At 60.5% G+C, this 9,526-nt stretch carries 11 protein-coding genes; 8 read left to right on the top strand and 3 right to left on the bottom strand.

Annotation, left to right across the window (positions count from 1 at the left end; genetic code table 11):
- Positions 1–15 precede the first annotated feature (15 nt).
- From AWT75_RS11400 to rbsK, 3 genes are read right to left on the bottom strand one after another with little or no spacing between them, the layout of a single operon-like run.
- Positions 16–1,494: a sugar ABC transporter ATP-binding protein gene (locus AWT75_RS11400; RefSeq protein WP_338021298.1), complete on the bottom strand. Its 1,479-nt coding sequence runs from the start codon at positions 1,492–1,494 to the stop codon at positions 16–18.
- Positions 1,495–1,516: 22 nt separating this feature from the next.
- The gene (rbsD, locus tag AWT75_RS11395; protein ID WP_062789229.1) at positions 1,517–1,864 is read right to left on the bottom strand and encodes a D-ribose pyranase; all 348 of its coding nucleotides are present in this window, start codon (positions 1,862–1,864) and stop codon (positions 1,517–1,519) included.
- Between the two features lie 48 nt (positions 1,865–1,912).
- Positions 1,913–2,800, bottom strand: a complete 888-nt coding sequence (gene rbsK, locus AWT75_RS11390) for a ribokinase (RefSeq protein ID WP_062789203.1) — start codon at positions 2,798–2,800, stop codon at positions 1,913–1,915.
- Between the two features lie 437 nt (positions 2,801–3,237).
- Here rbsK and AWT75_RS11380 point away from each other — a divergent pair, with 437 nt between their 5' ends.
- The 8 genes from AWT75_RS11380 to lnt are packed head-to-tail and all read left to right on the top strand — an operon-like array spanning position 3,238 to position 9,496.
- Positions 3,238–3,609 (top strand): hypothetical protein, encoded by a 372-nt coding sequence (locus tag AWT75_RS11380; RefSeq protein ID WP_045846896.1) that lies wholly within the window; start codon positions 3,238–3,240, stop codon positions 3,607–3,609.
- Positions 3,610–3,649: 40 nt separating this feature from the next.
- Positions 3,650–4,984: a tRNA (N6-isopentenyl adenosine(37)-C2)-methylthiotransferase MiaB gene (gene miaB, locus AWT75_RS11375; protein WP_062789201.1), complete on the top strand. Its 1,335-nt coding sequence runs from the start codon at positions 3,650–3,652 to the stop codon at positions 4,982–4,984.
- A gap of 24 nt (positions 4,985–5,008) precedes the next feature.
- A complete protein-coding gene (locus tag AWT75_RS11370; RefSeq protein WP_062789200.1) occupies positions 5,009–5,305 on the top strand; it encodes a YciI family protein in 297 nt (98 codons plus the stop codon).
- On the top strand, positions 5,302–5,643 hold the full coding sequence (locus AWT75_RS11365) for a hypothetical protein (RefSeq protein ID WP_062789199.1): 342 nt from the start codon (positions 5,302–5,304) through the stop codon (positions 5,641–5,643). The genes AWT75_RS11370 and AWT75_RS11365 overlap by 4 nt, the downstream gene beginning before the upstream one ends.
- A 16-nt stretch (positions 5,644–5,659) precedes the next feature.
- The gene (locus tag AWT75_RS11360) at positions 5,660–6,622 is read left to right on the top strand and encodes a PhoH family protein (protein ID WP_045846892.1); all 963 of its coding nucleotides are present in this window, start codon (positions 5,660–5,662) and stop codon (positions 6,620–6,622) included.
- On the top strand, positions 6,600–7,106 hold the full coding sequence (ybeY, locus tag AWT75_RS11355) for an rRNA maturation RNase YbeY (protein ID WP_062789198.1): 507 nt from the start codon (positions 6,600–6,602) through the stop codon (positions 7,104–7,106). The genes AWT75_RS11360 and ybeY overlap by 23 nt, the downstream gene beginning before the upstream one ends.
- 4 nt (positions 7,107–7,110) lie before the next feature.
- Positions 7,111–7,965: an HlyC/CorC family transporter gene (locus AWT75_RS11350; RefSeq protein WP_045846890.1), complete on the top strand. Its 855-nt coding sequence runs from the start codon at positions 7,111–7,113 to the stop codon at positions 7,963–7,965.
- A gap of 1 nt (position 7,966) precedes the next feature.
- Positions 7,967–9,496 (top strand): apolipoprotein N-acyltransferase, encoded by a 1,530-nt coding sequence (gene lnt / locus AWT75_RS11345; protein WP_062789197.1) that lies wholly within the window; start codon positions 7,967–7,969, stop codon positions 9,494–9,496.
- Positions 9,497–9,526 lie beyond the last annotated feature (30 nt).

Genomic DNA, 9,526 nt, shown 5'->3' with positions numbered 1-9,526 from the left:
TTCCCTTGCTCTTGTTCAGGCGGCGTGCGCCGTACCGGTGGCCGCAGCCATGATGCCTTCCTGGGTGGCCTCAGCGGCCTCGAACAGGCCGGTCTGGCGGCCTTCGTGTATCACCAGGATGCGGTTGCTCATGGCCATGACTTCCGGCAATTCCGACGACACCATCACGATGGCCACACCCGCTGCGGCCAGTTGGTTGATGATGTGATAAATCTCGGCCTTGCCACCCACGTCCACCCCGCGGGTGGGTTCGTCCAGCAGCAACACCTTGGGCGGCTGGGCCAGCCATTTGGCAAACACCACTTTTTGCTGATTGCCACCGGACAGCGATTTCACCTCCAGTTCGGCGTCGCGGGTGCGGATACGCAATTGCTCGATCAAGCCGGCCACCGCCTGCTGCTCGGCCGCATCCGACACCACACCCAGCCGGGCGTACTGCGGCAGATGCACCAGGGTGGCGTTTTCGCGCAGCGACATGCCCAGTACCAGGCCCTGACTCTTGCGGTCTTCCGTTACAAAGGCGAGGCCAGCGGCAATCGCTGCTCCCGGGCTGTGCAGGCTGACCGCCTCGCCATCCAGCAACACCGTGCCCGCCGTGCGGCGGTTCAGGCCAAACAGGGTCTTGAGGATTTCACTGCGCCCCGCGCCCATCAGCCCGGCCACGCCCAGCACTTCACCAGCCCGTACGGCAAAGCTGATGTCGCGCACATGATGTTCGTCAGCCAGCCCATCCACCTGCAGGCGCACGGCACCCGGCTGTACGGTACGACGCGGAAAACGGTCGCCGATTTCGCGTCCCACCATCATGTGCACCACTTCATCAAAATCGGTACGGGCAATCACCCGCTCGCCAACAAAGCGGCCATCGCGCAACACGCTGATCTTGTCGCAGATACGGAAGATTTCTTCCATGCGGTGTGACACATACACAATGGCGACACCACGTGCCTTGAGCGCCTGCATCAGGCCGAACAGGGTGTCGATCTCGCGTTCGGTCAGCGCGGCGGTAGGCTCGTCCATGATCAGGAGACGTGCATCCATGGCCAGTGCCTTGGCAATTTCCACCATCTGCTGCTGACCGATGGACAGGCTGCCGGCTTCGGCTTCCGGGTCGATATTGCCAGCCCCAAGCGACGCCAGCTGTGCCTGTGCCTCGCGCCGCATGCAGGCGCTGTCGATTACGCCAAAGCGCGATGGTTCACGACCAAGGAACAGGTTTTCCATCACCGACAGTTGCGGAATCAGGTTCAGCTCCTGATGGATGATGGCAATGCCGCAGGCTTCGGCCTGACGGGTGGAGCGGATGTCCACCGGCTTGCCGTCAATCACGATGCTGCCGGCATCGCTACGGTACACCCCGCTGAGTATTTTCATCAGCGTGGATTTGCCGGCACCGTTCTCGCCCATCAAGGCGTGGATTTCCCCGCCGGCAATGGCAAAGTCCACTTGTTCCAGCACCCGCACCGGGCCGAATGCCTTGCTGATGCCCTGCATGACAACATTCATCACCAGGCCCTCAGAAAATCACACCGGAGTGCAGGATCACATTGGCGTACGGCGTACATTCACCGGTACGGATGATCACCTTGGCTTCCTGGCAGCGCTGTTTGAATTGTTCATGGCTGACAAACTCCAGTGCCACGCCCTGCGCGGCCAGGGCGGCCGCCTGCTCGACAACAGCCGGGTTGCGGCTGCGGCATTCGTCGGCAAAGACGGCACGCTCGCACTGGAAATCAGCCAGCACGGTGTCCAGCACGCGGGCAAAGCCCGGCTCGCCCAGCGCCAGCGCGAGGTCGATGCATTCCACACCAGCCGGAATCGGCAGGCCGCAGTCGGCAATCACCAGACTGTCGGTATGGCCCATGCCGGCCAGCACGCGCGCGATGTCGCGATTCAGATGTCCCAGCTTTTTTCATGCTTGTTGTTCCAGAAAATGTTGCAGCTCGGCCAGGGTGGGCATGCCGCTTTGCGCGCCCTGCTTGGTCACCGACAGTGCGGCGGCGGCATTGGCACGGCGCACAGCCTCGCCCAGGCCCAGCGCCCAGAATGCCGCCAGCGCACCATTGAAGGTATCGCCGGCACCGGTGCTGTCGACGGCGAATACCGGAAAACCATTCACCTGCCGGAGCACACCATCGGCATCAGCATAGCTGGCGCCCAGGCTGCCCTGTGTCATCACGATGCCCGCCGGACGACTGGCCAGCAGTTGCTGCCAGGGCTGCTGGCTGCCCATTGCCACCGCCAGCTCGTATTCATTGGGCGTCAGCAGGGAAACCTGTTGCAGCAAGGTGGCAGGCAGCGGCTGGGCCGGAGCGGGGTTCAGGATGAAGGGCTTGCCGTGGCGCGCCGCCAGCATGGCAGCATGCTCGACGGTAGCCAGCGGCACTTCCAGCTGGGCCAGCACCACATCGGCCTCGGCAAAGGCGGCTTCGGCGGCATCCAGCTGGGCGGGGGACACGGCATGGTTGGCACCGGGCACCACCATGATGGCATTGTCACCACCAGCCAGGGTGATGCTGGCCATGCCGGTGGCTTCACTGACCTGCGCTACCCAGCGGGTGTCCACGCCTTCGGCCTGCAAGCCACTGAGCAATTGCGCACCAAAGGCATCCTGCCCGACACAGGCAATCAGGCTGACATTGGCACCCAGACGGGCAGCCGCCACGGCCTGATTGGCCCCCTTGCCACCAGGATAGGTGGCAAAGCGGCGACCAAACAGGGTTTCACCCTGACGCGGAAAGCTGTCTGCTTCCACCACCAGGTCCATGTTGATGCTACCGATCAGCAAAACGCGGCTCATGTTTTGTCTTTCTTGCGGCAAACCATGTGCTATGCCCGCTGCCCGGGCCGGGCAGAACGGCAAGCACGGTCTGCTGTTGATCAAACGCTAAAACGTACTCAGCAATGCGGTGAACTTATAGCAGAGCCCGCATGTCGGTGGAAGCGCAAAACGCAAAAAATGTAAGTTTTCAACTACATGGCGACAGAAAAAAACCACACCGTGGTGCATGCCAAGGCCGGCGAGGCCTTGGCAGCGCCTGGATTTGCACCGTCACAGTGCCATTTGCCGCCCGGCTGTAGTTGCGGCGCACAATTCATCAAGCCCAAATTCCATGCGGCTTTGCGCATTTTCATGCCGCACTGCAATACCGACTCAGCCGCCATTACCCACCCGCACAAGTCCCCTGCGCCGGCGCTGCGGCTGTGCTAAACTCCCGGCAACACATTCATTTGATTATGAAAACACTCATCACCGCCCTCTTGCTCTGTCTGTTCTCACTGCCAGCCATGGCCGTGAACAGACTGCTGCCCGCCAATATCGTGGCCGGCACGCTCTCCAGTGTGGACAACAATGTCGTCACCTTCGCCAAAAGCGAGAGTTCGCTGCTGAACACGCTGGTTGCCATGGTGATTCCCAGCGGACAGAGCTATACCACTGCGCCCGGGCTGCGCATCTACGATGCCAACAACCTGTTCGTGCTGTCCGGACAATTACCCACGCTGGTGGGTAAAACGGTAGGCATCACACTGGACTTGCAAGGCAACATCAATCGCATCTGGGTATTGAGCGATGAAGAAATCGCCCAATTGCAACAGCGCCAGCAGTAAGGCGCCCTTCCCCATGAACCAGCTGGAATTCCTGTAAGCAATGAAGAAGGTATACATCAAGACCTTCGGTTGCCAGATGAACGAATACGACTCGGACAAAATGGTCGACGTTCTGGGCGATGCCGAAGGCATGATCAAGACAGACAATCCGGAAGAAGCCGACGTCATCCTGTTCAACACCTGTAGCGTGCGGGAAAAGGCACAGGAAAAAGTATTCTCCGATCTGGGCCGCATCCGCCCGCTGAAAGAAGCCCGGCCCGACCTGATCATTGGCGTTGGCGGCTGCGTCGCCAGCCAGGAAGGCGACACCATCGTCAAGCGTGCGCCTTATGTGGATGTGGTGTTCGGCCCGCAAACCTTGCATCGCCTGCCGGACATGATTCGCGCCCGCCAGCACAGCGGTGCGGCGCAGGTGGATATCTCCTTCCCGGAAATCGAAAAATTCGACCACATTCCGCCAGCCAAGGTGGATGGTGCCGCTGCTTTCGTCTCCATCATGGAAGGCTGCTCCAAGTACTGCTCCTTCTGCGTGGTGCCCTATACCCGTGGCGAGGAAGTCTCCCGCCCGTTTGAAGACGTGCTGACCGAAATTGCCGGTCTCACCCAGCAAGGGGTAAAGGAAATCACCCTACTGGGGCAAAACGTCAACGCCTACCGTGGCGTGATGGCCGATGGTGAAATCGCCGACTTCGCCCTGCTGCTGGAATACGTGCACGAAATTCCGGGCGTGGAACGCCTGCGTTTTACCACCAGCCATCCGCGTGAATTCACCCAGCGCATCATCGACTGCTACGGCAAGCTGCCCAAGCTGGTATCGCACCTGCATCTGCCGGTGCAAAGCGGTTCCGACCGCATCCTTACCGCCATGAAGCGTGGCTATACCGCACTGGAATACAAGTCCATCATCCGCAAGCTGCGTGCACTGCGTCCGGACCTGTGCCTGTCATCGGACTTCATCGTCGGCTTCCCCGGCGAAACCGAAGCTGATTTCGCCAAGACGCTGAAGCTGGTCAAGGACCTGGAATTCGACTTCAGCTATGTGTTCATCTACAGCGCCCGCCCCGGCACCCCGGCAGCCAACCTCACCGACGACACCCCGCATACCGAAAAGGTACGCCGCCTGGAGGCGCTGAACGATGTGATCGAAGCGCGTGGTTTTGCCATCAACCAGAGCATGGTGGGCAGCGTGCAGCGCGTGCTGGTGGAAAACATCTCCAAGAAGGACCCGAACATGCTGGCAGCCCGTACCGCCAACAACCGGGTCGTCAACTTTGTCGGTCACCCGCGTCTGCTCAAGCAAATGGTGGATGTCGTCATTACCGAAGCGCGTCCGCATTCGCTGGCAGGGGAAATCCTGCTGCAGGAAGACCGCTGAACCACATAAAGGCACAGACCCGTCATGTTCATCGTTTCACTCAGTTATATCGCCCCGCTGGAGGAAATCGACGCCCAGCTGGAACAACATGTGCTGTGGTTGAAGCAATGCTATGCCGACGGTCTGTTCCTGGCCTCCGGCCGCAAGGAACCACGCACCGGTGGCATCATTCTGGCGCGCGGTGATCGCCACATGCTGCAACAGCGGCTGGCGCAGGACCCCTTCGCCCTGGCCGGACTGGCACGCTACGACATCACCGAGTTTCACCCCAGCATGACGGTTGCCGGGCTGGAAATCCTGCAAGACCGGCCAAACGCATGAGCAACCCCACCAGCGCCCACCAGCCGCCACCACTGCGCCGCCATGCAGCCAGGGTGGTGCGCTACAGCCTTATTGCCCTGCCCATCCTGCTGGTGCTCAGCCTGCTGGTGGGCCAGCCCGGCAGCAATGGCAACTGGGGTAGCCGTTCGCTCTTGCTGCTGACCGGGCCGGCTGCGCTGCTTCCCACCGCCTTGCTGTATGCTGCCCTGCTGTGTCTACTGGACAAACTGGCTTCGGCCGGGCTGCGTAACGGCCTGTTCATGTTGCTGACCTTGCTGGTCTGCGTTTTGCTTGTACTGGAAGCCAGCTTCTGGCTGGCGCTGCTGTTCAGCCACTGACACCTGACCCTGACTCATGAATACCACTCCTCTCAGTTTCAATCCGGTCGATAACGAACGGCTGGCCCGCCTGTGCGGCCCGCTGGATGAAAACCTCAAGCAGATCGAAACCGGTCTGGATGTGCTGATCCAGCGCCGTGGCGAACACTTCAAATGCAGTGGCGAGCAGGCCGACCTCGCGGTTTACAGCCTGACCCGCCTGTACCTGCTGGCAGAAAAGCAGGACATCTCGATTGACGATGTGCAACTGGAGCTGGTGGAAGCCCGCCAGCACAATCATGCAGCCGATGCCGACGCGCCGGTGCTGCTGACCCGTCGTGGCGACCTGCGTGGCCGTACTCCGCGCCAGAGCGGTTACATCAAGGCCATCAGCCAGCACGACATCACCTTTGGCATCGGCCCGGCCGGTACCGGCAAAACCTACCTCGCCGTGGCCTGCGCGGTGGATGCCATGGAACGCGATGCCATCAAGCGCATCGTGCTGGTGCGCCCGGCGGTGGAAGCCGGTGAAAAACTGGGCTTCCTGCCCGGCGATCTGGCACAAAAGGTCGACCCCTACCTGCGTCCGCTGTACGACGCCTTGTACGACCTGATGGGTTTTGACCGCGTCACCCGCCTGTTCGAAAAAAACCTGATTGAAATTGCACCGCTGGCCTACATGCGTGGCCGCACGCTGAACAATGCCTTCATCATTCTGGACGAGGCACAGAACACCACGCCGGAGCAGATGAAGATGTTCCTCACCCGCATCGGCTTTGGCTCACGCGCGGTGATTACCGGTGACGTGACGCAGATCGACCTGCAGCGCCATCAGAAAAGCGGACTGGTGGAAGTGGAGAAGATTCTGGGCCATGTGCGCGGCATCCACTTTCACCATTTCCAGAGCGAAGACGTGGTGCGCCACCCGCTGGTGCAGAAAATCGTCGATGCCTACGATAACTATCAACTGAAAAACGATGAAACAAGCCAAGCGAAATAACCCGCTGCTGCGTCTGGCCGCCCGCCTGCAACTGACGCTGGAAGACCGCAGCCAGGCACAGCGGCTGCCCGATGCCAGACTGATCCGCCGCTGCTGCCAGGCTGCCTTGCAGGCCGATGTGCAACAGGCCCAGGTCAGCATCCTGCTGGTAGGCAGCGAGGAAGGCCGCAGCCTCAACCACACCTACCGCGGCAAGGACTACGCCACCAATGTGCTGTCGTTCGCACTGAACGAAGGCGAAAACATTGCCGATCTGCCCTTGTTTGGCGACCTGGTACTGTGTACCGAGGTGGTGGAAAAAGAAGCCACCGAGCAAGGCATTGACCTGATGGCCCACTATGCCCACCTGCTGGTACACGGCATGCTGCACTTGCAAGGCTTTGACCACGAGGATGACGAAGAAGCGGAAATCATGGAAACGCTTGAAACTGTCATTCTCGCGAAGTTAGGATATCCCGATCCCTATCTAGAGGAAAAACGCTAACCCCATGGAAGACCCCAGTAAACACAAGCCCAGCCTGTTGGAACGCTTGTCCGCCATGCTCCTGCGCGAACCGGAAGACCGCGAGGAGTTGATCACCCTGCTGCACTCCGCCTTTGAACGCAATCTGCTGGACGCCGAAGCGCTGGCCATGATTGAAGGCGTGCTGGAAGTCAGCGACCTGACCGCCCGCGATGTCATGGTGCCGCGCAGCCAGATGGACGTCATCCGCATTGACGACCCCATCGAACGCCTGCTGCCGGATGTACTGCGCACCGGGCACTCGCGTTTTCCGGTGATCGGCGACAACAAGGACGACGTGCTGGGCATCCTGCTGGCCAAGGACCTGTTGCATTACTTCCATGCCCCTGCCCGCTTCGACCTGCGGGCCACCCTGCGCGCCAGCGTGTTTGTGCCGGAATCCAAACCTCTCGATGTCCTGCTGCGCGAATTCCGCTCCAACCGTAACCACATGGCCATCGTGGTGGATGAGTATGGCGGCGTGTCTGGTCTCGTCACCATCGAGGATGTGATCGAACAGATCGTCGGCGACATCGAAGACGAATACGACTTCGAAGAGGACGACAACAATATCGTGCCGGTTCGCGACCAGCGCTACCGCGTGAACGCCCTCACCGAAGTGGCGGACTTCAACGAGTACTTTGCCACCAGCTACGACGACGACGACGTCGATACCGTAGGCGGCCTGGTGATTTCACTGTTTGGCCACCTGCCCAAACGCGGCGAAACCGTCGAGTCCGGCTCGCTGCGCTTCACCATCCTGCGCGCTGACAGCCGTCGCCTGCAGACCCTGCTGGTGGAACGGCTGCACAGCAATACCGCCGACAGCACCCAGGACTGACATGCGCACCCTGCTTGTACTGATTGCCGCCGCGCTTGCCGGGGCGCTTACCCTCTACGGCTTTGCGCCCTACCGGCTGTACGGCTTGCTGCCCTTGTCGCTGCTGGCACTGGCGCAATTGGTACAACGCAATCCCACCCTTGCCTTCCGTACTGGCTATGTCTGGGGTGTTGCAGCCTATACCAGCAACTTCAACTGGATATACAACAGCCTGCATGATATTGCCGGCCTGCCGGCGGTGCTGGCCGCACCACTGGTGCTATTGCTACCCGCCTATCTTGCCATCTGGCCCGGCCTTGCTTGCTGGCTGGTCATCCGTATCGACCAGCGAACATGGGTGCGCTGGCTGCTGGCGTTTCCGGCCCTGTGGGAGCTGGGCGAATGGCTGCGCAGCTGGGTGATGACCGGCTTCCCCTGGGGCGCCGTCGGCTATTCACAGGTAACAGAAAGCCCCTTGTCAGGCTTTATCCCGTTGGGCGGTATCCATCTGGTCAGCTATCTGGTGGCATTCAGCGCCGGCGCCTTGCTGCTGCTGGCCAATGGCCAGCGCCTGCAACGCGCACTGGCTGCGACATTGCTGCTGGCAATATGGAGTGCCGGCTTCTGGCTGCAATCGGTCAACTGGACGGAACCGGTAGGCAAGCCCTATAGGGTTGCACTCGCCCAAGGGGATATTGCGCAAGTGCTGAAGTGGGATCCGGCTGCTTTTGAACAGACCCTCAAAACTTACTACCAGCAGGTTGCCAGCACCCAGGCTGACGTGATGATCCTGCCGGAAACTGCCCTGCCGGTATTTCTGGATGACCTGCCTTCCGGCTACCTGACCATGGTGGCAGGCGATGCCCGGCGCAAGAACATGGCCCTGGCTACCGGCATTCCACGCCGCACCCCGGATGGCCGTGGTTATCTGAATGCCGTGGTGGTACTGACCGATCCGGCGCTACCCTCTTACGCCAAAGATCATCTGGTGCCGTTTGGTGAGTTCATCCCGCTACCCGGCCTGATTGGCTGGATTTACCAGTACATGAACATGCCACTGTCGGGCTTTAGTCGCGGTGGTGCCAATCAGGCTCCACTGTTGCTGGCAGGCCACCACATTGCTTTCAATATCTGCTACGAGGACAGCTTTGGCGAAGAGTTGATCGACCCCGCTGCCCACGCAGGCATTCTTGCCAATGTCAGCAATCTGGCCTGGTTTGGAAAAAGCGTTGCCATGAGCCAGCATTTGCAGCTCTCCCAGGCGCGCGCACTGGAAACCGGCCGCTTCATGCTGCGCGCCACCAATAACGGTATGACGGCGATTGTGCGTCCCAATGGTGAAATTTCCAGCGTGGCAGCACCGTTCTCCCAGCAAGTGCTGGAAGGCATGGTGCAGGACTACCAGGGCCTGACGCCTTATATGCAGCTGGGCAATCAACCGGTGATCATCGCTTGTGTCAGCTTGCTGTTGCTGGCCATGGCGCTGGGTGCATACCAGCGTTACCGGGAAAAGCCCAGGCAACGGCCAGCCGCTGAAAACAACGCGTCCTGACCAAAAACGACGAGCAGCAGAAGTCATCCA

The organism is Aquitalea pelogenes (assembly GCF_001515305.1).
In the GTDB taxonomy this organism is placed as follows: Bacteria; Pseudomonadota; Gammaproteobacteria; order Burkholderiales; family Chromobacteriaceae; genus Aquitalea; species Aquitalea pelogenes.
Note: the sequence above shows the minus strand (reverse complement) of the source record. Positions and strands in the feature narration are given on the sequence as shown.

Coding starts and splice junctions, on each gene's coding strand:
- AWT75_RS11380 (WP_045846896.1), top strand. CDS start 3,238: ATGAAAACACTCATCACCGCCCTCTTGCTCTGTCTGTTCTCACTGCCA.
- AWT75_RS11365 (WP_062789199.1), top strand. CDS start 5,302: ATGAGCAACCCCACCAGCGCCCACCAGCCGCCACCACTGCGCCGCCAT.
- AWT75_RS11350 (WP_045846890.1), top strand. CDS start 7,111: ATGGAAGACCCCAGTAAACACAAGCCCAGCCTGTTGGAACGCTTGTCC.
- AWT75_RS11360 (WP_045846892.1), top strand. CDS start 5,660: ATGAATACCACTCCTCTCAGTTTCAATCCGGTCGATAACGAACGGCTG.
- lnt (WP_062789197.1), top strand. CDS start 7,967: ATGCGCACCCTGCTTGTACTGATTGCCGCCGCGCTTGCCGGGGCGCTT.
- rbsD (WP_062789229.1), bottom strand. CDS start 1,864: ATGGGCCATACCGACAGTCTGGTGATTGCCGACTGCGGCCTGCCGATT.
- AWT75_RS11400 (WP_338021298.1), bottom strand. CDS start 1,494: ATGCAGGGCATCAGCAAGGCATTCGGCCCGGTGCGGGTGCTGGAACAA.
- AWT75_RS11370 (WP_062789200.1), top strand. CDS start 5,009: ATGTTCATCGTTTCACTCAGTTATATCGCCCCGCTGGAGGAAATCGAC.
- ybeY (WP_062789198.1), top strand. CDS start 6,600: ATGAAACAAGCCAAGCGAAATAACCCGCTGCTGCGTCTGGCCGCCCGC.
- rbsK (WP_062789203.1), bottom strand. CDS start 2,800: ATGAGCCGCGTTTTGCTGATCGGTAGCATCAACATGGACCTGGTGGTG.
- miaB (WP_062789201.1), top strand. CDS start 3,650: ATGAAGAAGGTATACATCAAGACCTTCGGTTGCCAGATGAACGAATAC.